The sequence below is a fragment of the Streptomyces sp. WAC04114 genome (genome assembly GCF_019733245.1).
Taxonomy (GTDB): domain Bacteria; phylum Actinomycetota; class Actinomycetes; order Streptomycetales; family Streptomycetaceae; genus Streptomyces; species Streptomyces massasporeus_A.
The window spans coordinates 11650-33575 of record NZ_JAIGQA010000074.1 but is presented as its reverse complement, the minus strand read 5'-3'; the positions used below and the strand labels follow the sequence as shown (position 1 = coordinate 33575).

Sequence of the window (21926 nt, the reverse complement as noted above, 5' to 3'; positions counted from 1 at the left end):
CCGCCAATGTCTCCTCCGCCCCGGGCCCCTCGCCCTCCTCTCCGCGTTGCTCGCCGGTGGCATAGGGGCCGTCACCCAACTCGCGGAGCCCAGCAGCGCGGAGAGCGCCGGGCAGGCGGCCGACGTGGCCGAGGCCTGGATCCCGCACCACGAGCCGGGCATGGCCGCCGTACTCCACCTCCCACCCCACTACCGCCCGCTCGGCCGGACCGGCAGCGCCACCGACCAGCCCCGCACAGTGCTCTACGGCGACGGACGGCCCGGCACGATCCAGGTCCGTCTCCTCTCCTGGGACAGCGCCCCGGCCGCCCCGATGGACCAGGCCAGGAAGGCGCACGGCGCCCAAGGGGAAACGCGGTTCACCCGCACCACCGTCCAGGGCCGGGAAGCCGCCCTCGCCGACACCGCGTACCAACGCGGCGAAACCCCGCGACGGGTCATGCGGTTGATCGCCCGCACCGGCGACGACCGCATGTACGAACTGCGCGTCGACATGCCCAGGGGCACGCCGGAAGAGGAGGAAGGCACGTCGGTGTTCGAGGGGGCCCGGGAGCGGCTCGGCAGCGCCCCGGGATCGTAAAAGACCGGATTACATCAAGCGGTCACCGCACAACGTCCTGATCAGCGCGTTTGTTGCCAGCAGTCACTGGCGTCGTGTGTGCACTCGGTGAAGCCGTATTACCGACGGGTACCCAAAGCCTGCGTCGCGGCATACCCTGCGGCTCATGACGGACGCGCAGGCCGCCGAGAAGACGGCAGAGACCGGCACGGCACAGACCGGCACGAACCCCCTCGCCCCCGCTCCGGAGGGCGCCCGCACCGCCGCGGACGTGGTCACGCCCGAGCTGGTCGCCCAGCTCACCAAGGGCGTCGCCGGCTCCGGCCGGACCGCCAACCACACGCCGTTCACCGGTGAGAAGCTGGCCGACCTCCCCGAGTCGACGCCCGAGGACGTGGCGAAGGCCTACGAAGCGGCCCGGACCGCCCAGGCCGTGTGGGCGCAGACCCCCGTGCGGCAACGCGCCGCCGTCCTGCTCCGCTTCCACGACCTGGTGCTGGAGCGCCAGGCCGAAGTCCTCGACCTCATACAGCTGGAGACCGGTAAGGCCCGGTTGCACGCCCACGAGGAGGTCCAGGCCGTCGCGGTCGCCGCCCGGCACTACGGTCGCAAGGCCCCCGCCTACCTCCGGCCCAAGCGGCACGCCGGCGCCATGCCGACCCTGACGAAGGTCACCGAACTGCGCCACCCGCGCGGTGTCGTCGGCCAGATCGCCCCCTGGAACTACCCCCTGGAGCTGTCGGTCGGCGACGCGCTCCCGGCCTTCGTCGCGGGCAACGCCGTCGTCATGAAGCCGGACACGGAGACCTGCCTGACCGCCCTGTGGGCCCGTGACCTGCTGATCGAGGCAGGCCTGCCCGCCGACGTCTTCCAGGTCGTCCTCGGCGACGGCCCGGTCATCGGCCCCGAGGTCGTCCGGCACGCCGACTACGTCTCCTTCACCGGCTCCACCCGCACCGGCCGCGAGGTCGCCCAGGGCGCGGCGGCCCGGCTGGTGGGCGTCTCCCTCGAACTCGGCGGCAAGAACGCCATGCTGGTCCTTCAGGACGCCGACATCGAGAAGGCCGCGGCCGGCGCCGTCCGCGCCTGCTTCTCCTCCGCAGGCCAGCTCTGCATCTCCATCGAGCGGCTCTACGTCCACGAATCCATCGCGGACGCCTTCCTGGAGCGCTTCGCCGCCCGCACGAAGGCCATGCGCCTCGGCACGTCCCTGGCGTACGGCGCCGACATGGGCTCCCTGGTCGGCGAGCGGCAACTCGAGACGGTCACGCGGCACGTGGAGGAGGCCGTCGCCAAGGGCGCGAAGGTCGTCGCGGGCGGTGTGGCCCGCCCCGACATCGGCCCGTACTTCTTCGAGCCCACGATCCTCGACGGGGTCGCAACGGACATGTCGGTCTGCGGCGAGGAGACGTTCGGCCCGGTCGTGTCGGTCTACCGCTTCACCGACGAGGACGAGGTCATAGAGCGCGCCAACGCCACGGCGTACGGGCTGAACTCCTCGGTCTGGACGAAGAACGGCCGCCGCGGCCAGGAGATCGCCGCCCGCCTGCGCACCGGCACCGTCAACATCAATGACGGTTACGCCCCCGCCTACGGCAGCGTCCAGTCCCCGATGGGCGGCATGAAGGACTCCGGCCTCGGCCGCCGCCACGGCTCCGAGGGCATCCTCAAGTACACCGAGGCCCAGACGGTCGCCCACCAGCGCGTGCTCCCCATGGCCCCCTCACTGGGCATGGACGACGAGAAGTACGCCCAGTTCATGAGCAGGAGCCTGCGCCTGATGAAGGCGTTCCGGTTCCGGTAGACGACCCACGCTTCAGCCACTCAAAGGGGAGACGGCACGTGCCTCAGGACGCTTACGACTACGACGTCATCGTCGTGGGTTCCGGCTTCGGCGGCTCGGTGACCGCCCTGCGCCTCACGGAAAAGGGATACAAGGTCGGCGTCCTGGAGGCCGGTCGCCGCTTCACCCGCGAGACCCTCCCGAAGAACTCCTGGGACCTCAAGAACTACCTCTGGGCCCCGAAGCTCGGCATGTACGGCATCCAGCGCATCCATCTGCTGGGCAACGTCATGGTCCTGGCCGGCGCGGGCGTCGGCGGCGGCTCCCTGAACTACGCCAACACCCTCTACGTCCCGCCGAAGCCGTTCTTCGAGGACCCGCAGTGGCGTGACATCACCGACTGGCAGGACGAACTGGCGCCGTACTACGACCAGGCCCGGCGCATGCTGGGCGTACGGCTCAACCCGACCATGACCCCCTCCGACGTACATCTGAAGGCCGCCGCGGAGCGCATGGGCTGCGGCGACTCCTTCCACATGGCCCCGGTCGGCGTCTTCTTCGGCGACGGCGAGGACGCCGACGGCTCGGCGAAGGCGAAGCCGGGCCAGGAGGTGCCCGACCCGTACTTCGGCGGCGCGGGCCCGTCCCGCAAGGCCTGCGCGGAGTGCGGCGAGTGCATGACCGGTTGCCGCCACGGCGCCAAGAACACCCTCAACGAGAACTACCTGCACCTCGCCGAGAAGGCCGGCGCGGTCGTCCACCCCATGACCACGGTCGTGTCGGTCACCGACGACTCGCGCGGCGGCTACGCCGTCGCCACCCTGCCCACCGACCGCCGAGGCAAGAAGAAGGGCCGCACGTACACGGCCCGGCGGGTCGTCCTCGCCGCCGGCACCTACGGCACCCAGACCCTGCTGCACCGCATGAAGGCGGGCGGCCGGCTGCCGTACCTCTCGGACAGGCTGGGCGAGCTGACCCGCACCAACTCCGAGGCCCTGGTCGGCGCCCAGACCGACGACCGGCGCTACCGCAAGGCGCACGGCGCGCCCAGGGTCGACTTCACCAGGGGCGTGGCCATCACGTCCTCCATCCACCCCGACGCCAACACCCACATCGAGCCGGTCCGCTACGGCAGGGGCTCCAACTCGATGGGCGGCCTGTCCATCCTCCAGGTGCCGTACGCGGGGACGAAATCGGGCAGTTCGCGGGTCCTGGGCTTCCTCGCCAACGCGGTGAAGCACCCGGTGCTGGTGCTGCGCTCCCTGTCGAACCGCCGCTGGTCGGAGCGGACCATCATCGGCCTGGTGATGCAGTCGCTGGACAACTCCCTGACGACCTACGTGAAACCGTCGGGTGTCGGCCGCGGCCTGCTCACCGCCCGCCAGGGCCACGGCGCCCCCAACCCCAAGCAGATCAAGGCCGCCACGGAGGGCGCGTCGGCGCTCGCCGCCGAGATCAACGGCTTCGCGGGCTCCAACGTCGGCGAACTGATGGGCACCCCGCTCACCGCCCACTTCCTGGGCGGCTGCCCGATCGGCGACTCCCGCGAGTCCGGCGTGATCGACCCGTACCACCGCCTCTACGGCCACCCCGGCATCTCGGTCGTCGACGGCGCCGCGGTCTCCGCCAACCTGGGCGTCAACCCGTCCCTCACCATCACCGCCCAGGCCGAGCGGGCGATGTCCTTCTGGCCCAACAAGGGCGAGGAGGACCCGCGCCCGCAGCAGGGAATCTACGAGCGTCTCCAGCCCGTCGAGCCCAAGTCCCCGGCGGTCCCGGCGGAGGCGTTCGGCGCGCTGCGGTTGCCGTTCCTCGGCGTGCCGGTGGTACCGCCGAAGAGCTGAGCGACAGCGGTACACAGAAAAGGGACCTGCACCCCCCTCCGAGCGCAGGTCCCTCTTCTGCTTGGTGCAACGGCCTGCCGGCCGCTACGGCTTACGCCTGGACGCCGGCCTTGCGGCGACGGACCACGAAGATCGCGCCGGCACCGGCGACGACCGCGGCACCGCCGACGAGGCTGATCATCGGCAGGGCGGAGCTGGAGCCGGTCTCGGCGAGGCTGCCGGTGACCTCCGGCGTGTTGCCGCTCGGCTTCTCGTCGGTGACGGGCGCCTTGCCGCCTTCCTGCGGCTTGGTGCCGTCGGTGTCCGTACCCGCGGAGACGATCTGGAACTTGTACGACACGTCACCGAAGCCGATGCACTCGTCGTCGTTGTCGCCGTAGATCGTCGCGCCGAGCGAGAAGCCGGCGCCGACCGGGGCGGACTTGCTGACGTTGAGGCGCAGCGGGATGTCGACCTCGTACTCGGGCTTCAGCTCGTCGGTGTAGCCGACGTAACCGACCGCGTAGCCGCCCTCGTTGAGGTCGACCCAGGTCTTGTCCTGGGGGTCCCAGGCCTGGAGCTGGACCTGCTTGCTGGTGAACAGCTCCTCGCCGTTCTTGTCGGGGGAGGCCCCGGCGAAGAAGTCGAGGTCGTTCAGCGTGGAGTCGGAGTTGTTCTGCACGTTCAGCGAGAACTTGTGCCAGCCGCTGCCCGCCGCGATCTTGCCGGACAGGCCGGTGATGCTGACGTCGACCTTGGTGTCCTCGCAGACCGACGGCTCGGGGTCGGGGGACTCCGACTCCTCGGGCTCGGAGGCGCTGGGCGCCGGGGAGGACTCGCTCGCGGACGCGCTCGGCGAGCTGGACGTCTCGGGAGCCGACTCGCTCACGGACACGCTCGGGCTCGGCGTCGTCTCGGCGGGCGTGGACTCGGTCGCAGACGGCGAGGCCGACGTCTCGGGAGCGGACTCGCTCACCGACGCGCTCGGCGTGGGCGTCGTTTCGTCGGTCGCGTACGCGGCCGGTGCCGCAAGCAGTGCGACCGGGGCTATGACCGCCGTAGCGGCCGCTGCTGCCATGGCGCGGCGAAGCTTCATGAAGACCTCGGAGAGTCCGGGCGTACCGCGGGATGCGGTACGAACGTTGGGGGAGGCCTCCGCGTGTGGGGCGCGGGAGTGGCCCTTGGTTCCGCAGGTTTGATCCGTGAAGCCTGTGAATGGTTGTGCTGGCATTCACGAAATTCTTATGTGGGCTGAGTCACACACGAGACCTTCTTGTGAAGGCGCTTACCACCCGCTTAGATCTTTGCTTCGTGTCTGAAAAGCCGTCCGACGATCAGCCGTCGGCCTCGGAGATCCCCGACGACGTCTGGGAGCAGTTCACCCGCGACACCGAGCGGGACATCCGTTCCTCCGCCCCCAAGGAGCCGTCAGCCCGGGCCCGCATGGTGACCGAGCGCCTGCGTGAGCAGGACGCCCGGGGTGAGGTGCCTCCGGGGTGGCGAACGGGCCCCGCCTGGCAGGAGATGAACGGCCGTGCGGCCCGGCGCCGCAAGCTGTGGACCGTCCTCGGCGTGGCGGTCGCCGCCGCCGTCACGCTGGTGGCCCTGAAGCCGTCGCTGCTGCCCGGCGACCCCTTCGGTACCGGGGAGTCGGGGGCCGCGGAGGCCTCACCGCTGCCCGACGAGACGGCGGCGCCCACCGCCGCGCCGGGTGCGTCCGACCCCGAAACCCCCACCCTGGACCGGCCCTTCGCCGGCTCCCCGGCCGAGCGCTGGGCCGACGGCGAGGACGGCATCGCCCTGCCGGAGGCGAAGGCCGTCGGCGCGGTCTCCGCGGACCGGGTGGAACAGGCCCTGAAACTGACGAAGAAGCTGCTGGTGGGCGCCAACCTCGACCCGAGGACCGTACGCGGGGCCCGCCCCGAGACCGCGCTCTCCGTGCTCGACCCCAAGCAGCCCGGACTCCTCGACGACCTCGGCACCGGACTGCGCTCCCCGAGCAGGAAGCACGACCCGGTGACGCTGTTCAGCCGCTTCGACCCCGACAAGGTGCGGCCGGCCGGCGACGTGATCAAGACCCGCGGGCGCATGACGTTCAAGAAGGGCACGCAGGGAGGCGTGGCGGTACGCGCCGACTACACCTTCGTCTACCCCGTCGTCCGGGCGGACGGCCCCACCGAGGTCACCCGCACCATCGTGCGCCGGGTCGTCGACGTCGAAGTCGCCGACCCCGCCCGCTACCAGGTCACCCCGGGCCGCCTGCTCCTGATGAACTACGACCAGGAGATAGGCAACTCCTCCTGCTTCGTCTACGACGGGTACCTGCACCCGGAGTTCCCGTCGAGCAGGTCCGCGGGCCCCGACCCGAGCGGCCCGGCGACGGACCCGTACGACCGGAGCAAGCCCATCGAGCACGGCGACGGCGGCGACTGCGGCACGGTGACCCGCACCTGAGCCGAGTCGAGCGCCCGGCTCGAGCAGAGCGAAGGGCCCCGCGGGGTGGAGCCGCAGGGCCCTTCTACTCGTCAGCACCGACGTCAGGGCAGCGCCGGTGCCTGGAAGCGGCGCCGGGGGGTAGCGCCGCTGTTCCGTACCATTGGCAATGCGGGCAATGCGGGTGTCCGCGGGGGGACTTGGACTGTGTACGCATCGTGCTGGATGAACGCGGTGCCCGCAACCGTTTGACCCAGACTTGTGCATTTATGCAAGGTCCGCCGGTCGGCCCCGGGCGTCCCCGGAGCCGACCGTTCTCTTGGGTGACCGGGCTGCTGTCCCCTGCCGTCCGGTCACTTCCCTGGAGCGAGGTCCCACGACGCACGGCACGATCCGTGCGTCTCATCGCCCCAGTGAGCCACGCGTGGTTCTCTCGGGCCCGCGCCTGGCTGGCACGGACACCGGGACCAACGAAAGGGCCCGGGGGCGGTCACGCGCCGTACGGGTGAGAGGGATGCGTACGTCTGTCCCGGGAACAGGGACCCGGGACCGGGCCGGGGCGTCAGATCTTGCCGCGGCACAGCTCCAGCAGGGTCATCGCGAGCGCGGTGCCCGGCTTGCCCAGCGCCTCCCTGTAGTGGCCGAGGACGTCCATCTCGCGGGAGAGGTTCACGCGCCGGCCGCCGGAGGCGATCCGCGCCTCCTGGATGACGGCGGACACCGCCACCCGTTCCTGGATCAGGCCGATGATCCGGTCGTCGAGCGCGTCGATCCGCTCACGCGCGCCGGTGATCACGCCGGCGGCCTCGGGAGTACGGGCGCCGGTCACGTCGATGGTGGTCACAGGGGGCTCCTCGGGGTGTGAGGCTGCCCCGGGGCGGCAGGGCCCGGACGACGACAGGCGCCCCGGGCCTTGTCGGCCCGGGGCGCCTGGGAAGTCGCTTGTCAGTTGCTCAAGCAGCACGACCATGGCGTCCGGCGGGCCGGATGCCATAGGTAAAGACGAACGTCTGCTGCGTGAACATGGGGGCAAGTATGCACCCCCTCCGAGGGCCGTCCAAGCCGGTTCGCATCCTGAGACGGGGTGGTCGTCCGGCACACGGAAGGAGCCCGGCCGCCCCCCGGTAGAATCGGGTGGCACAAGACCCCCGCCCCACCGCCGGAAGGCACCCCGTGTCATCAGCGACTCCCGCTGCCACCGCCGCCGACACCGTCCTGGTCGTCGACTTCGGCGCGCAGTACGCCCAGCTCATCGCCCGTCGTGTCCGCGAGGCGCGGGTCTACAGCGAGATCGTGCCGAGCACCATGCCGGTCCAGGAGATGCTCGCCAAGAACCCCGCGGCGATCATCCTCTCCGGCGGCCCCTCGTCGGTCTACGCGGAGGGCGCGCCCAGCCTGGACCGCGAGATCTTCGAGGCCGGCGTCCCCGTCTTCGGCATGTGCTACGGCTTCCAGCTGATGGCCAGTGCCCTCGGCGGCACCGTCGACAACACCGGCGCCCGCGAGTACGGCCGCACCGACCTGCACGTCTCCAAGGTGTCCTCCACCCTCTTCGAGGGCACCCCCGCCGAGCAGCCCGTCTGGATGTCGCACGGCGACGCCTGCTCCGCCGCCCCCGAGGGCTTCACCGTCACGGCCTCCACGGACGTCGTACCGGTCGCCGCCTTCGAGAACGACGAGAAGAAGCTCTACGGCGTCCAGTACCACCCCGAGGTGATGCACTCCACGCACGGGCAGCAGGTGCTGGAGCACTTCCTGTACCGGGGAGCGGGCCTCACGCCGAGTTGGACGACGGGCAACGTCATCGAGGAGCAGGTCGCCGCGATCCGCGAGCAGGTCGGTGACCGGCGCGCCATCTGCGGCCTGTCCGGCGGCGTGGACTCCGCGGTCGCCGCGGCCCTCGTCCAGAAGGCCATCGGCTCCCAGCTGACCTGCGTGTACGTCGACCACGGCCTGATGCGCAAGGGCGAGACCGAGCAGGTCGAGAAGGACTTCGTGGCCGCGACCGGCGTGCAGCTGAAGGTCGTGGACGCGGAGGAGCGGTTCCTCAAGGCGCTGGCCGGGGTCTCCGACCCCGAGGAGAAGCGCAAGATCATCGGCCGCGAGTTCATCCGGGTCTTCGAGCAGGCCCAGGCCGAGATCATCGCCGATGAGGGTCCGGCCGTGGAGTTCCTCGTGCAGGGCACCCTCTACCCGGACGTCGTCGAGTCCGGCGGCGGCACCGGCACGGCCAACATCAAGTCCCACCACAACGTGGGCGGCCTGCCCGAGGACCTCGAGTTCCAGCTGATCGAGCCGCTGCGCAAGCTCTTCAAGGACGAGGTCCGCATGGTCGGGCAGGAGCTCGGCCTGCCGGAGGAGATCGTCCAGCGCCAGCCGTTCCCCGGCCCCGGCCTCGGCATCCGCATCGTCGGCGAGGTCACCAAGGAGCGCCTGGACCTGCTGCGCGAGGCCGATGCCATCGCCCGCGAGGAGCTGACGGCGGCCGGCCTCGACCGCGACATCTGGCAGTGCCCGGTGGTCCTGCTCGCCGACGTCCGCAGTGTCGGCGTCCAGGGCGACGGCCGCACCTACGGCCACCCCATCGTGCTGCGCCCCGTCTCGTCCGAGGACGCCATGACGGCCGACTGGTCGCGCCTGCCGTACGAGGTCCTCGCCCGGATCTCCACGCGGATCACCAACGAGGTGAAGGACGTCAACCGAGTCGTCCTCGACGTGACCTCGAAGCCGCCGGGGACGATCGAGTGGGAGTGACCTCCCCGCCTAGGTGCGCTTGATCGTGCGCAGGGGCTCGCCGGGCGTCCAGACCTGGACGACGAGATACGTGTCGTCCTCGACGTAGGTCCTCACGATCTCCGTCAGCTCGGTGCGGAAGAGGTGGAACGGCTCCGGCGGTTCCACCTCTTCGACGTATCCGGCCTTGGTCTCCATGTCGTCGACCTCGACCGCCCGGCCGCTGATCCGGACGTCGCCGCCGCCCATGCCGGTGCCCTCCCCGGGGTTCGCCTGGAGCGCGAAGCGCGGGTCGCGGCGCAGATCGAGGGCCTTGAGCGAGTCCGGCATCATGCCGAGCCACAGTTCGCCGTTCAGGAACCGCACCTCCAGGCCGCTGGTGCGGGGCGAACCGTCCTTGCGGAGGGTGGCGAGGATGTGGTGGGTGTAGGCGCCGAAACGCTTCTCGACGGTGCCGGCCAGATCCGGTTCGGCGGTGACGAAAGCCGCCCAGTTCGCTGTCATGACACGAGTGTCGCGCCGAAACCCGACATCTTCTGTCGGCTATCCGTGGGGTTGGGGAGCCAGGGGGCACACGAGTGGGCACACGGTGCTCACAGGGGCGCTCGTGTCATCTTCACGATTCGCTCCTGTTCTTCCCGGCCTCACGGACGGTAACTTCCGCCCGTACGCAGAACCAGCGCTGGAGGACCTATGAGCGGGCCCACCCCGCCCCTGCCGCTGCCCACCGACCGGCTGCGGTTCGCCATGCCGCCGATGCACGAGTCGGTCGAGGACGAGCGCCGGCACCGCAAGGAACGGCTCGCGGGCGCCCTGAGGATCTTCGGCCGGCTCGGCTTCGAGGACGGCGTCTCCGGGCACATCACCGCCCGCGACCCGGAATACAACGACTGCTTCTGGGTCAACCCGTTCGGGATGCCCTTCCGGCACGTCACCGTGAGCGATCTCGTGCTCGCCAACCAGGACGGCCAGGTCGTCGAGGGCGGCTACCACGTCAACCAGGCGGCCTTCACCGTGCACGCCCAGGTCCACGCCGCCCGGCCCGACGTGGTCGCCGTCGCCCACTGCCACTCGGTGCACGGCCGGGCGCTCGCGGCCCTCGGCGAACTGCTCGAGCCGATCACCCAGGAGAGCTGCGCCTTCTACGAGGACCACGCCCTCTACGACACGTACACGGGTGTCTCCGTCGACGCGGAGGAGGGGCGTCGTATCGCGGCCGTCCTCGGCTCCCGCAAGGCGCTCGTGCTGCGCAACCACGGTCTGCTGACCGTCGGCGACTCGGTGGACGCGGCGGCCTGGTGGTTCGTGTCGATGGAGCGCTCCTGCCAGGTGCAGCTGACGGCGCAGGCGGCCGGGCGGCCGGTCCGGATCGATCACCGGATGGCCGTGGCGACACGCGAACAGCTCGGCGGCGACCTCGTGGCGTGGATCAACTACCAGCCGATGTGGGAGGACGTCAGCCGGAGTGAGCCCGGTCTGCTGAGCTGACGCCGGGTTTCCCTCAGAAGCCGCGCAGCACCACCGCCTTCGTCCTCGCGAACTCCTCGTCGGTGAGCACCCCGTCGTGGTGGAGCCGGCCCAGCTCGCGCAGCCGGCGCAGGAGCACGTCGTGGTGGTCGCAGGCCGGGCGCGGCACGGGTGGGCGGGAGGGGAGCTCGCCGTTCCCGGAGGCGGCGCGCGTGGACGGGTGCGGCAGCCGGGCGGTGACCGCCGCGGCGACCAGCGCGGTGAGCAGGTCCCGGCGGGCGCTGCCCCACAGGTCCAGGGCGTACGGGTCCTTCTCCGGCGGCAGTTTCGAGAACTCCGTCTCGCGGGTCACGAAGCGCAGGGAACCGTCCTCGTGACCGGTGTGCGGCAACCACTCGACCCGCACGAGGTCGCCCATGCCGATGATCCGCGGGCCGGTGGCGCGTTTGACCCGCTCGGAGGTGCCGGCCCAGTCGATCCGCACCCGGGTGCCGTCGAAGGAGACCGTGCCGTCCGAGGTGCGCACCGACACCGGAACCGGCGGGCCGGGCAGCAGATAGGCCTTCGCGGGCTCCTTCGGGATCCGGCCGAGCAGCAGCGCGCGGCGGATCTCCTCGGCGACGTACTCGGCGACCCCCGTCCGGTCGGCGTCCACCGCCAGCCGGTAGGGATCGGCCGCGTCGGGCAGCCGCCCGCAGGTCGCCTGGAGCAGGGGGTCGGCGCCCTCGCGCAGCCGCAACCGCAGCCGGCCACGCCTGGGTTCGGGTTCCAGCACGATGCCGGAGACCGCCGCGAGCGGCACGGCGATCTCCCCGTACGTCTGCCGGAACAGCGGCACGGAGCGGTGCAGACCGGGCGTGATCCGGACCGTGTCGCCGTCGAAGGCCCAGGTCCCGTCCCGCTGGATGATCTCGGCCATAGAGGAATTCTCCCAGCCGGGTCAACACGGCACCCCGAAATTCACCCGTGTTGACCAGAGGGGGCGGACGGAAACCGGGTGGTGTAGGGCACAATTCGCTGTCGGCGCAGGGGAGTTGTACAGCGGTGTTTCCGGGGTCCGGAAGGCCGGCGGTGGTTGGGTCGCGGGAAGGCGGGCGTCGGGCGTGGCGGTGCGGGAGGCGGGACAGGGCGGCGCGGACGCGGGCGGGTACGCGGGCGCGCGTGCGGGTGCCTATGCCGAGAGGTATTCGGGGCGCTACGCCGGTGGTCACACCGGTGGTCACACCGGCGGGCACCCGGGCGGTCCCGGTGGCGACCACTCGGGCGGGTGTGCCTGCGGGGACTGCCCGCACGGGGCGCGTGAGGGGCACCGGCGGGCCGTCGCCGCATTCCTGCGCCGGCGGGACGAGTTCGCGGCCGGGCAGGGGCTGCCGGCCGCCGTGGCCCACTCCGCCTCGGCCTCCCGCCAGTGGATCTCCGAGGAACTGGCGCAGTCCGCCGAGCACGTCGCCGAGCGGGGGCGTGCCGAGGGGCAGGCCTGGCTGACGGGTCTGTGGCGCCGCACCGCTGCGGTCGTCTGGGCCGCCGTGGTGCTGTTGCTGCTGGGGCAGGCCCTCACGGCGGTCGGCGCGGGCTGGACGGCGGCGCGCACGGCCGGGCTGGCCGCGGCGCTGGTGACGGCCCTGTCGCTGACCGCCGCGTCGTGGTTCCACCGGGCGAGGGGCGGGGTGCTGGCGCCGGTGATCGGTGAGGACAACCGGCTGTCCACGTCCCGTACCGTCGCCGCGGCGTGGGTGCTCTTCGTGGCCTACTCGGTGCTCGTCCTCGCCGGGCGGCTGGCCGCCGCCTCCCGGCAGCGGGAGCGGGACGCGCTGCTCTCCGGGCTGGATCTCGCCCGGGGCGCCGGGATCGTGACCGTGCTCGCCGTGCTGTGCGGGATCGCCGTGCTCGTGCGACGGGTGGTCGGGCTGCGGGTGCTGGGGCAACGGCTGCAGAAGGTGCGCGCCGACCGGCCCCGGGCCGCCGACCTGCTGACCGACGACGCGGGTCGGGGCACCTTCGCCGACATCCAGTACGTCGTGATCAGCGGTGTCGCCCTGGTCTTCGCGGCGGTACGGCTGGCCAGGCGGCCGGAGCAACTGCCGGATCTGCCGTGGGGGCTGGCGGTGGTGGTGCTGGTGTCGGCGGCGACGTATCTGGCCGGAAAGTACGCGGAGGGCGGCCGGCCGGTCATCCTCTCCGTGGTCCGGGCCCGGGAGGCGGGCGACCTGGACGGGCCGATCCGCACCGGGGACGACATCGAGATCCGGGGTGCCGGATTCGTGCCTCCGGGAGCGCAGGGAGCCGGCCGGCTGGCCCGGATGGTCGTGCGCGTGGGCACGGTGCACGTCCACGTGCCGTTGGTCCCGGTCCCCGGCGGGTTCCGCAACCCCACGGACACCCTGCTGACGGTGCCGGTGCCGGCGGATGTGGAGCCGGGGAGGGTGGAGGTGCAGGTGGTCACGGCGGCGGGAGTGGAGACGAACCGCTACGCGGTCGACGTGACCGAGTGAGCGGTGGTGAGCGACGGCACCTCCGCAACGCCCTTGTCACCCCCGGTTCCACCGGCGGGACCACGAAAGCAGCCCGCGCGGGATTGAGCGGGGCCCGTTCGTCGTACGTATCGTCTGTTGAGGGGGTCTCGGCACCGGCGAGAGGCGGCTAGCAGCGATGACTCACAGTATGCGAACGGACACGCACTCCCCCCACTTCGGAGAGGGAGGAGGCTGGCGGGACAACGCCACCCGCTACGCCCTACTGCCGCTGCGCATCTTCCTCGGCGTCACCTTCATCTACGCCGGCCTGGACAAGCTCACCGACAGCGCCTTCATGAAGGACTCCGGGGCCGGCTCGATCGGCGACATGATGCGTGCCGTGCGCGACTCCTCCGCCATCCCCGCCCTGGTCGACCTCTCCCTCAAGAGCCCGGTCGGCTTCGGCTACGCCATCGCCTTCGGGGAACTGGCCGTCGGCATCGGGACCCTGCTCGGCCTGCTCGCCCGGCTGGCCGCGCTCGGCGGCGCGCTGATCTCCCTCAGCCTGTGGCTGACCGTGAGCTGGGCCTCCGACCCGTACTACTACGGCAACGACCTCGCCTACCTCATGGCCTGGACCCCGCTGATCCTCGCGGGCGCACCCGTGCTCTCCCTCGACGCCGCGCTACGGTCACGGCGGCGGCAGAGGAGCGTTGGGTACCAGTAGCGGGCCGGTAGCAAGCCGGTAGCGGACCGCTGGCCGGTCAGGCCGGGTCCGGGTCCGCACGGCCACCCCGGCGGCGCCGGCGTGCGCGGCCCGTCAGGAACGCCACCGCACCCGCGAGGCACAGCCCGCCCGTGACGAGGGGGATCGCCACGAACCACGGGGTCTCCCAGGCCCCGCCCGCGTCACCGGCGTAGAGCACGCCCGTCACGATCAGGACGCTGCCCGCGAGCAGCTTTCCGGGCTGGACTTCATGACGAAGCACGGGCCACCTCCGCCTGTCCCATGCCGACCTGGAGGTCCAGGTCGATCGTGCCGGACTTCTTGACGCCCTCGGCGGGGGAGAGGGTGACCTGCTTGTGCCGTCCCGGCTGCACGTCCACGTCCTTCGGGTCGTCGCCCGGCAACTGGAGATCGCCGACCCCCACCTCGACGTCCAGCCGCACCGTCACGCCCTCGGGCACGAGCACTCTGAGCTTGCCCATGCCGACCTCCGCCTGCGTCGTCACCGTCTGCTTCCCGGACATGTCCAACTTGCTCAGGTCCAGCGTGCCGACACCGGTTCCCAGGTCGTACCGCGGCCGTACGTCCGCCACCGCGGCGGGCTGCCAGGTCGTGCGCGCCCAGTGGGTGTCGATGTCCTTGGGCAGGGCCGCGGCGCCGGCGAGCAGACCGGCCGTGAGGATCGCCAGGAAGATCGAGCCGGCGCCGGTCCGGCCCAGGAAGGCGCTGACGGCTATGCCCAGGCCCAGGACGGCGAGCGCGCAGGCCAGGCCCGTCTGCAGGCTGGTGCCGAGCGGATGCCCGTCCCAGGTGCGGCTCGTGCCCAGGGCTCCCGCGAGCAGGGCCAGCAGGAAGACCCAGCCGCCGATCCAGCGCGGGCCGCGCGGCCGGGGCGGCACGGGGCGCTGGGCGGGTATGTCCTCGCGGGCACCGGACCGGGTGGTGCCGGGCCGGGTACCGAGGCTGATGTTGACGGCCGCGGCGACATCCAGGTCGTGCGTGTCGCGAGGGCCCCACAGATAGCCCGTGCCGCCGATGTGGGTGCCGTCCTTGACGATCGGGTCGCGCCACCATGAGGGCGTGGTGAGGAGGATCGGTGGCGCCTGGGGCTCCGGCGGGGCGTCGGCCGCGGCCTGTGCGGCCAGGGGGTCGGGGCTGGGGGCGCCGCGCTGGCGCGACCAGTAGCCGGCGCCCGCGAGCAGGAGGGAGAGGACGACGGCGAAGGTCAGCACCCCGCCGTTGTTCAGCATGGTCAGGAACACCCCGCAGCCCACCAGCGCGAACAGCACGGCCGCCAGGGCCTGGCCGTCGACCCGGCCGGTGAGCAGCTTGCGGACCTCGTTCTCCTCCTCGTCGTCGTACGGGACGAAGAGCCAGGCGAAGCCGTAGAAGAGGAGGCCGATGCCGCCGGTGGCGGAGAGCACGGCGAGGGTGATGCGGAAGATCACCGGGTCCATGTCGCACTGCCGCCCGAGCCCGGCACAGACGCCGGCCAGGGTCTTGTGGCGGCGGTCGCGGCGGAAGGAATGGGGCGGCCCGGCCGGGACTGCGTCCTCGGCGGAGGCGGCCGTACCGGATGCTCCTCCCTGTTCTCCCGCGTCCGCGCGCCCGGGTGCGGAGCCCGCGGCGGGCGCGGCATCCTGCGGCCCGGCGCCCGCAGCGGGGCGTGGGCCGGAGCCGGGTCCCGGACCCGTCGCGGCGTGCTCGTGATCGGTCATGGGTCCATGGTGACGGGCGCGGCGCCCCGGCGGGAGTCGGAACGACCCTGGCCGGACCCTGATATCGGCCCTGAGAGACCGCTCGGGAAGCGTTCGAGGGGAGGTCCGCGGAGATCAGGGGAGCTCTAGGGGTCGACCCTGATGCTCCGGCCTCTCGCACGTGTGACCATCAATGGCATGTCGGAAGCCGCAGCAGCGCCACTCGCCGAACCGCGGCCGCCGCGCAAGCTCTACCGCAGCAGTGACGGACGCTGGCTCGGGGGCGTGGCGCGGGGCCTCGCCGGGCATCTCGGGCTGCCCGTGATCTGGGTCCGGCTGGTGTTCGTCGGCCTGTTCATGGCCGACGGCCTCGGCGCGCTGCTGTACGCCGCGTTCTGGTTCTTCGTCCCGCTCGGCGTCGGCGGTGTGGAGGCGCAGAAGCCGCCGCCGCCCCTGACCGCGGAGACCTCGTCCGACGGTCGCCGCAGGCTCGTCGCGCGCAGACCCGACAAGGGCCAGATCGTGGCCCTGCTCCTCATGGTCGTGGTGGCCATGGTCTTCGTGGGCAATGTCAACCTCAGCGGCGGAGCCAGGGCGTACCTCTGGCCGATGGTGTTCGTCGGCGCGGGTGTCGCCCTGGTCTGGCGGCAGGCGGACAACGCCCGCCGGGCCCGCTGGGCCGAGGTCGGCCGCCGCCGGCGCACGGTCACACTGCTGCGCTCGGTGGGCGGCGTGCTGCTGGTGACGGCCGGTGTCTCCGGCATCTTCGTCCTGCAGGGGTCCGCGGCCCACCTCGGATCGGTCCTGCAGGCGGCCCTCGCGGTCCTCGTCGGGATAACGCTGCTCGCGGGACCGTATCTGGTCCGCATGACGCAGGACCTCTCCGAGGAGCGCCTGATGCGCATCCGCGCCCAGGAGCGCGCGGAGGTCGCCGCCCATGTGCACGACTCGGTGCTGCACACCCTCACCCTGATACAGCGCAACGCGGAGAACGCGAACGAGGTCCGCCGCCTGGCCCGAGCCCAGGAGCGCGACCTGCGCACCTGGCTCTACAAGCCCGAGGGCACCGGCAAGGACGAGGCCGACGAGCCCACCACCCTCGCCGACGCCGTCCGGCGCAACGCGGCCGAGGTGGAGGACAAGCACGGCGTGCCCATCGAGGTCGTGGTCGTGGGCGACTGCCCGCTCGACGAGAGGATCTCCGCGCAGATGCAGGCCGCGCGGGAAGCAATGGTGAACGCCGCCAAGTACGGTGGCGAGGGCGGCGCCGTCCAGGTCTTCGCCGAGGTCGAGGGGAAGACGGTCTTCGTGTCCGTCCGGGACCGCGGCCCCGGCTTCGACCTCGGCTCGATACCCGCCGACCGGATGGGTGTCAGAGAATCGATCATCGGCCGCATGGAGCGCAACGGCGGTACGGCGCGGCTGCGCGCGGTGCCGGACGGCGGCACGGAGGTCGAGCTGGAGATGGAGAGGGCGGAGAAGACGTCATGAGCGACCCGACCGAGGCGAACGGTACGGCGGGATCGGCGGAGGCGGCCGCACCCGCGGAGTCGGGCGGCGGCCCCGGGCGTCACGTGCGCGTGGTCCTCGTGGACGACCACCGCATGTTCCGCACGGGGGTCCAGGCCGAGATCGGACAGACCGAGCAGACCGGAGTCGAGGTCGTCGGCGAGGCCGCGGACGTCGACCAGGCCGTCACGGTCATCACCGCGACCCGGCCCGAGGTGGTCCTCCTCGACGTGCACCTGCCGGGTGGGGGCGGCGTGGAAGTGCTGCGCCGCTGCGCCCCGTTGATGGGCGACACCGAGCAGCCGGTCCGCTTCCTCGCGCTGTCCGTGTCGGACGCGGCGGAGGACGTGATCGGCGTGATCCGGGGCGGCGCCCGCGGCTACGTCACCAAGACGATCACCGGCACGGACCTGGTGAACTCCGTGTTCCGCGTCCAGGAGGGCGACGCGGTCTTCTCCCCGCGCCTTGCCGGGTTCGTCCTGGACGCCTTCGCCTCCACGGACGCGCCGCCGGTCGACGAGGACCTGGACCGCCTGACCCAGCGCGAGCGCGAGGTGCTGCGGCTCATCGCGCGGGGCTACGCGTACAAGGAGATCGCCAAGCAGCTGTACATCTCGGTGAAGACGGTCGAGTCGCACGTCTCGGCGGTGCTGCGCAAGCTCCAGCTCTCCAACCGGCACGAGCTGACGCGCTGGGCGACGGCTCGCCGGCTGGTCTGACACGGGCGCTCACACCACCCGCGTCGCCCCCGTGAACGGCATCTCGTCCAGCGGGGCGACACGCACCGGCGCGGAGGGGTTCGGTGCGTGGATCATCCGCCCGTTGCCGACGTAGATGCCGACGTGGCTGATGCCGGCGTAGAAGAAGACCAGGTCGCCGGGGAGGAGTTCGGAGCGGGAGACGCGGCGGCCGGCGGCGATCTGGGAGTACGTCGTGCGGGGCAGGGCGACCCCCGCGGCGCGGTACGCGGCCTGGACGAGTCCCGAGCAGTCGAAGGCGTTCGGCCCGGTGGCGCCCCAGACGTAGGGGCTGCCGAGCTTCTGGTAGGCGTAGGAGACGGCCGCGGCGGCGCGGGAGTTGGGCGCCTGGGCGGAGGCGGAGCCGGGGGCCGCGAGGGTGTCCCGTGGGCCCGCCGAGCGGGACGCGCGGTCGGGTGGTGCGCCCAGCCGGGAACGTTCCTGCACGCCGAGCCGGGACAGCAGCTGCCGTGCCGAGCCCAGCTTGCCGGTGATCGTCTTCTTGTGCTGCTTCAGTTCCGTCTGCCGCGACTTCAGCGAGGTCAGCTCGATGTGCGCGGCCCCGCGCAGCTGCTCGATCTCCCGCAGCTGCCTGCGTACACCCGCGACGGCGGCGTTCTGCCGGTTGCCGGCCCTCTCCACGAACTCGGCGTTCCCCAGGTACCGGTCGGGATCGTCGGACAGGGCGAGTTGCACCGCGGGATCGAGGCCCCCGGCGCGGTACTGCGCGGCGGCGACCGAACCGAGGGCGTCGCGGGCGGAGTTGAGCCGCTCCTCCTTGCGCGCCGCCTGGTCCTGGAGGTCCTTAAGCCGCTGCCCGGCCGCGTCGGCCTTCTCCTTCGCGCCGTTGTACTTCTCGGTGGCGACCTCCGCCTCCTGGTACAGCTCGTCCACCTTGGCCTTGACCTGGGCGGGGCTGAGCTGTGGTTCGGCGTGTCCGGTGCCGTCGAAGCCCGTCGCCGTCGCCGCGCCCGCGAGGGCGATCGTGGCGGCTGTACGGGCCTTGCTGCCACCCGTCGAACGCTGTCGGGGCTTGCGGTGCGCTGCCACCTGGAGGCCACGTCCTTTCCTCGACCGCCGGGGGTGGGTGCGGCCGCCGGGGGGGGGGAGCGGACGGGCGGCCTGCGCGTCCGGCGACGGCCCGCACAGGGGGAGCGGATCGCCGCCGGACTTTTCGGCGGTGGTGTCCGACTGCCGCCCCTGGCCCGGGCGGCGGTGGGGAGCCGGGCACCTGGTGGAGGACGCTAAGCGTCGCCGTGCCGGGCCCGTGGCGGGTGTGCGGAAGTGATGCGAGAGGACCGACGGTGACCGTATGCGACCGTGGCCCCGTCGAGGCGCCGCCCACTTCACTGAGCGTGATGACCGATGCGCCGGATTCTGAGCGAGTGACCGTGATCGGGTGCTATGGGGCGCATATATGCATCACTGGGCCGGTGTCGGGTGCCCCAGGGGCCCCTCATTAGGCTCCGGCCTCATGGACGTACTCATCCACCTCTTCGTCGGCCTCCACATCATCGGCATCGCCTCGCTCCTGGGTGGTTTCCTCACCCAGATGAAGGCGATGGGCGAGGGTACCGCCCGCTTCACCCCCGCGATGCTGCACGGCGCGTTCACGATGCTGGTCACCGGGGTGATCCTGGTCGGCCTCAACCAGGCCGACGACCAGTCCGTGGACAACGTGAAGATCGGCGTGAAGCTGGCCTTGCTGATCGTGATCCTCGGCCTGGTCTACGTGAAGCGGGACGACGAGAAGGTGGACAAGGGCCTCTTCGGCCTGGTGGGTCTGCTGACCACGGCGAACATCTTCATCGCCGTGCTCTGGACCTGACCCGGGAGCGCCGGGTGCCGGCCCGGGCGGCGGCGAGAGCCCAGGCGGTGCACGCGAGCCAGGCGGCCACCGCGATCCACAGCAGCACCTCCCCGGCCGCGTCGAGCCAGGCGACGTCGAGCGCGGCGGCGACCGCCAGGGTGGCCGTGGCGGTCACGACCGCGGCGAACACGGTCGCCCAGCGCCGCACGTCGTAGTGGTGCCGGGGCCAGAACAGCTCGGCGAGGAGCAGGGCGACGCAGGCGATCAGCGCGAGCACGAGCAGCGTGACGGTCGTCGTGCGCAGGGCGCTGGTGTTCTCCTCGTTCCACAGGTACAGGCGCGAGCTGTCGGCGCTGAGGAGTTTCGCCCCGGCCATGGAGGAGACGGCGAGGGCGCCGGCCGCGAGCCAGTGGTCCCCGCGCCCCTCCTCCACCTGCCGGGGCTGGAAGCGGAACAGGGCGAAGCAGTAGAGGGCGAGCCCCAGCCAGAACAGCACCAGGGCCGCGTGGGCGAGCCAGGCCGCCGAATCCGCCGCGGCGAGCGTCGCGCCGAGCACGGCGAGCCCTTCGGTGGCCACACAGCGCAGGAACACCGTCCCGCGCCGCCCCTGAGCCTCCGCGGTGAGCAGTACCGCCCAGAGCAGTATGGCGAGGGCCAGCAGCGCCTCGGCGACGGGCTGCAGGCCCGCCGCTGAGAAGCCGGTGCCGAGGACGGCGGTCGCCGCCACGGTGGTGAGCGCGGCCGGTGTCTCCGACCGCCACACGCCGTGCCTGCGCTGGGCGAGGCCCGCGACGGCCACCAGCCAGGCGGCGCAGGCCAGGCCGAGGGCGACGCGGGAGAGGACCCCGTACCCCGCCGAGTCGAGACCGACCGACACGATGCCGGTCGCCAGCGCATACGTCGACCACCAGGTGGCAAACGGGGAGGTACCGGACATAGTGCCGATGCTAGAGAGCGCCGCGTCGGTTGTGAGAGGGGCACGCGCGTGTGCCCCTCAAAAACGTGGCGGCACTTCTCAGGCGGGGCGCACCACGCTGTGGATCGCGGACTCGCCGTCGTAGTAGACCGACTCCTCGCGCACGTACGTGCCGGGCTTCGGGGCGTGGATCATCATGCCGTTGCCGATGTAGATCCCGACGTGGGTGACGTCGTCGTAGAAGAAGACGAGGTCGCCGGGCCGGGCCTGGGAGAGCGGGACCGTGGTGCCGGCGTTCACCTGGTCGTAGGTCGTGCGCGGCAGGGTGACGCCCGCGGCCTTCCAGGCGGCCTGGGTGAGACCGGAGCAGTCGTAGGAGCCGGGTCCGACCGCGCCCCACACGTACGGCTTGCCGATCTGGGCCCGGGCGAAGGCGAGTGCCTTGTCGGCCTTGGTGGCGTACGAGGAGTCGGCCGGTGCCGTCGAGGAGGACGAGTCGGAACCCGACGACCCCGACGAGGAGGACCCGCTGTCCTGCTGCTGAGCCGCCTCCTCCTGCGCCTTCTGCTGCGCGGCCTGCTGCCGGGCCAGCTCGTCGGCCTTGCGGGCGGCCTCCGCCTGCTTCTCCTTCTCGATCGCCGCGAGCCGGGCCTTCTCCTCGGCGGTCAGCTTCGACATCAGCTCGCGCGCGTCGGCGAGCTTGCGCTGGACGGTGGCCTTGGCCGTCCTCAGGCCGGCCTGCGAGTCGGTGAGCGTCTCGAGGCTCTCGGTGGCCTCCTGGCGCTTCTTCATCGTCTCGGACTGCTGCGTGACGTAGTCGTCGACCGCGACCTTCTGCCGGCCGGTCATCCGGTCCATCAGCTGGGTCTGGTCGAAGTAGTCCTGCGGGGTGTCCGCGAGCAGGAACGTCGCGGTGTCCGGGGCGGCGGCGCCGGTGCGGTACTGGGCGGAGGCGAAGGAGCCCAGCTCCTCGCGCGCCTCGTTGAGCTTCTGGGTGCGCTCGGCGACGTCGTCGAGGAGGGTGTCGACGCGCTTGCGCTGCTTCGCGGTCTTCTCCTTGGCCGCGTTGTACTTGTCGGTCGCCGACTCGGCCTGGCGGTACAGGTCGTCGACCTTCTTCTCGACTTCCTCCAGGCTGGGCTTGTCGTCGGCCGCGGGGGCGGCGTTGGCCGACTGGGACAGCAGGGCCACGGAGGTGAGGGCCGCCGTTGCGAGGGCGGGGGTCCGTATACCTGCCACGCGCGAACCCGTAGGACGCGACTTGCGGTGCGACGCCAAG

Annotated in this window: 19 protein-coding genes and 1 pseudogene; 11 read left to right on the top strand and 9 right to left on the bottom strand. The window is 71.8% G+C overall.

The window, feature by feature from the left end:
- The 3 genes and pseudogenes from K4G64_RS20250 to K4G64_RS20240 all read left to right on the top strand — a co-directional run.
- Positions 1–580: pseudogene (locus tag K4G64_RS20250) on the top strand (serine/threonine protein kinase); the annotation flags it as partial.
- A gap of 145 nt (positions 581–725) precedes the next feature.
- Positions 726–2363: a succinic semialdehyde dehydrogenase gene (locus K4G64_RS20245; RefSeq protein WP_221757434.1), complete on the top strand. Its 1638-nt coding sequence runs from the start codon at positions 726–728 to the stop codon at positions 2361–2363.
- Positions 2364–2401: 38 nt separating this feature from the next.
- The gene (locus K4G64_RS20240) at positions 2402–4186 is read left to right on the top strand and encodes a GMC family oxidoreductase N-terminal domain-containing protein (RefSeq protein ID WP_221757433.1); all 1785 of its coding nucleotides are present in this window, start codon (positions 2402–2404) and stop codon (positions 4184–4186) included.
- Between the two features lie 91 nt (positions 4187–4277).
- Here K4G64_RS20240 and K4G64_RS20235 read toward each other — a convergent pair whose 3' ends face one another.
- Positions 4278–5261, bottom strand: a complete 984-nt coding sequence (locus tag K4G64_RS20235) for an LAETG motif-containing sortase-dependent surface protein (protein WP_221757432.1) — start codon at positions 5259–5261, stop codon at positions 4278–4280.
- A 215-nt stretch (positions 5262–5476) separates the two neighbouring features.
- On the opposite strand from K4G64_RS20235, the gene K4G64_RS20230 reads away from it, so the two are divergent.
- Positions 5477–6619, top strand: coding sequence for a hypothetical protein (locus K4G64_RS20230; protein WP_221757431.1), 1143 nt, complete (start codon positions 5477–5479; stop codon positions 6617–6619).
- A 541-nt stretch (positions 6620–7160) separates the two neighbouring features.
- Here the strand turns inward: K4G64_RS20230 and K4G64_RS20225 are convergent.
- The gene (locus K4G64_RS20225) at positions 7161–7442 is read right to left on the bottom strand and encodes a chorismate mutase (protein WP_030841942.1); all 282 of its coding nucleotides are present in this window, start codon (positions 7440–7442) and stop codon (positions 7161–7163) included.
- Positions 7443–7771: 329 nt separating this feature from the next.
- On the opposite strand from K4G64_RS20225, the gene guaA reads away from it, so the two are divergent.
- The gene (gene guaA / locus K4G64_RS20220) at positions 7772–9352 is read left to right on the top strand and encodes a glutamine-hydrolyzing GMP synthase (protein ID WP_221757430.1); all 1581 of its coding nucleotides are present in this window, start codon (positions 7772–7774) and stop codon (positions 9350–9352) included.
- 9 nt (positions 9353–9361) lie between these two features.
- Here the strand turns inward: guaA and K4G64_RS20215 are convergent, their stop codons facing one another.
- Positions 9362–9835 carry a pyridoxamine 5'-phosphate oxidase family protein gene (locus tag K4G64_RS20215; protein WP_221757429.1) on the bottom strand — a complete coding sequence of 158 codons (474 nt, stop codon included), beginning with the start codon at positions 9833–9835 and terminating at the stop codon, positions 9362–9364.
- Between the two features lie 189 nt (positions 9836–10024).
- Between K4G64_RS20215 and K4G64_RS20210 the strand changes: the two genes are divergently transcribed.
- On the top strand, positions 10025–10819 hold the full coding sequence (locus K4G64_RS20210; RefSeq protein ID WP_221757428.1) for a class II aldolase/adducin family protein: 795 nt from the start codon (positions 10025–10027) through the stop codon (positions 10817–10819).
- A gap of 13 nt (positions 10820–10832) precedes the next feature.
- On the opposite strand, the gene K4G64_RS20205 is transcribed toward K4G64_RS20210, so the two are convergent.
- Complete coding sequence (locus tag K4G64_RS20205; RefSeq protein WP_221757427.1) at positions 10833–11717, bottom strand: DUF4429 domain-containing protein; 885 nt, start codon at positions 11715–11717, stop codon at positions 10833–10835.
- Between the two features lie 184 nt (positions 11718–11901).
- Between K4G64_RS20205 and K4G64_RS20200 the strand changes: the two genes are divergently transcribed.
- Both K4G64_RS20200 and K4G64_RS20195 read left to right on the top strand, forming a co-directional pair.
- On the top strand, positions 11902–13290 hold the full coding sequence (locus K4G64_RS20200; protein ID WP_308122436.1) for a hypothetical protein: 1389 nt from the start codon (positions 11902–11904) through the stop codon (positions 13288–13290).
- 157 nt (positions 13291–13447) lie between these two features.
- Positions 13448–13978 carry a DoxX family membrane protein gene (locus K4G64_RS20195; protein WP_221757426.1) on the top strand — a complete coding sequence of 177 codons (531 nt, stop codon included), beginning with the start codon at positions 13448–13450 and terminating at the stop codon, positions 13976–13978.
- A gap of 37 nt (positions 13979–14015) precedes the next feature.
- On the opposite strand, the gene K4G64_RS20190 is transcribed toward K4G64_RS20195, so the two are convergent.
- Positions 14016–14240, bottom strand: coding sequence for a hypothetical protein (locus K4G64_RS20190; protein ID WP_221757425.1), 225 nt, complete (start codon positions 14238–14240; stop codon positions 14016–14018).
- A complete protein-coding gene (locus K4G64_RS20185; protein ID WP_221757424.1) occupies positions 14227–15696 on the bottom strand; it encodes a PspC domain-containing protein in 1470 nt (489 codons plus the stop codon). Before K4G64_RS20185 ends, K4G64_RS20190 begins: the two co-directional genes overlap by 14 nt.
- 177 nt (positions 15697–15873) lie before the next feature.
- Between K4G64_RS20185 and K4G64_RS20180 the strand changes: the two genes are divergently transcribed.
- Together K4G64_RS20180 and K4G64_RS20175 are read left to right on the top strand one after the other, a co-directional pair.
- Entirely contained in the window at positions 15874–17166 is a 1293-nt protein-coding gene (locus tag K4G64_RS20180) for an ATP-binding protein (RefSeq protein ID WP_221757423.1), read from the top strand.
- Positions 17163–17903: a response regulator transcription factor gene (locus tag K4G64_RS20175; protein WP_221757422.1), complete on the top strand. Its 741-nt coding sequence runs from the start codon at positions 17163–17165 to the stop codon at positions 17901–17903. The genes K4G64_RS20180 and K4G64_RS20175 overlap by 4 nt, the downstream gene beginning before the upstream one ends.
- Before the next feature lie 9 nt (positions 17904–17912).
- Here the strand turns inward: K4G64_RS20175 and K4G64_RS20170 are convergent, their stop codons facing one another.
- A complete protein-coding gene (locus tag K4G64_RS20170; RefSeq protein WP_221757421.1) occupies positions 17913–18971 on the bottom strand; it encodes a C40 family peptidase in 1059 nt (352 codons plus the stop codon).
- Positions 18972–19395: 424 nt separating this feature from the next.
- On the opposite strand from K4G64_RS20170, the gene K4G64_RS20165 reads away from it, so the two are divergent.
- Positions 19396–19749 (top strand): hypothetical protein, encoded by a 354-nt coding sequence (locus K4G64_RS20165; RefSeq protein WP_221757420.1) that lies wholly within the window; start codon positions 19396–19398, stop codon positions 19747–19749.
- Here the strand turns inward: K4G64_RS20165 and K4G64_RS20160 are convergent.
- Both K4G64_RS20160 and K4G64_RS20155 read right to left on the bottom strand, forming a co-directional pair.
- Positions 19727–20668, bottom strand: coding sequence for a hypothetical protein (locus K4G64_RS20160; RefSeq protein WP_221757419.1), 942 nt, complete (start codon positions 20666–20668; stop codon positions 19727–19729). The two genes, K4G64_RS20165 and K4G64_RS20160, sit on opposite strands and share 23 nt — an antisense overlap.
- Positions 20669–20746: 78 nt before the next feature.
- Positions 20747–21925 carry a C40 family peptidase gene (locus K4G64_RS20155; RefSeq protein ID WP_221757418.1) on the bottom strand — a complete coding sequence of 393 codons (1179 nt, stop codon included), beginning with the start codon at positions 21923–21925 and terminating at the stop codon, positions 20747–20749.
- Position 21926 lies beyond the last annotated feature (1 nt).

What these genes read in the sequence shown, in the direction of transcription:
- K4G64_RS20245 (WP_221757434.1), top strand. Translation starts at nt 726, where the DNA reads ATGACGGACGCGCAGGCCGCCGAGAAGACGGCAGAGACCGGCACGGCA.
- K4G64_RS20235 (WP_221757432.1), bottom strand. Translation starts at nt 5,261, where the DNA reads ATGAAGCTTCGCCGCGCCATGGCAGCAGCGGCCGCTACGGCGGTCATA.
- K4G64_RS20215 (WP_221757429.1), bottom strand. Translation starts at nt 9,835, where the DNA reads ATGACAGCGAACTGGGCGGCTTTCGTCACCGCCGAACCGGATCTGGCC.
- K4G64_RS20210 (WP_221757428.1), top strand. Translation starts at nt 10,025, where the DNA reads ATGAGCGGGCCCACCCCGCCCCTGCCGCTGCCCACCGACCGGCTGCGG.
- K4G64_RS20205 (WP_221757427.1), bottom strand. Translation starts at nt 11,717, where the DNA reads ATGGCCGAGATCATCCAGCGGGACGGGACCTGGGCCTTCGACGGCGAC.
- K4G64_RS20195 (WP_221757426.1), top strand. Translation starts at nt 13,448, where the DNA reads ATGACTCACAGTATGCGAACGGACACGCACTCCCCCCACTTCGGAGAG.
- K4G64_RS20185 (WP_221757424.1), bottom strand. Translation starts at nt 15,696, where the DNA reads ATGACCGATCACGAGCACGCCGCGACGGGTCCGGGACCCGGCTCCGGC.
- K4G64_RS20180 (WP_221757423.1), top strand. Translation starts at nt 15,874, where the DNA reads ATGTCGGAAGCCGCAGCAGCGCCACTCGCCGAACCGCGGCCGCCGCGC.
- K4G64_RS20175 (WP_221757422.1), top strand. Translation starts at nt 17,163, where the DNA reads ATGAGCGACCCGACCGAGGCGAACGGTACGGCGGGATCGGCGGAGGCG.
- K4G64_RS20165 (WP_221757420.1), top strand. Translation starts at nt 19,396, where the DNA reads ATGGACGTACTCATCCACCTCTTCGTCGGCCTCCACATCATCGGCATC.
- K4G64_RS20160 (WP_221757419.1), bottom strand. Translation starts at nt 20,668, where the DNA reads ATGTCCGGTACCTCCCCGTTTGCCACCTGGTGGTCGACGTATGCGCTG.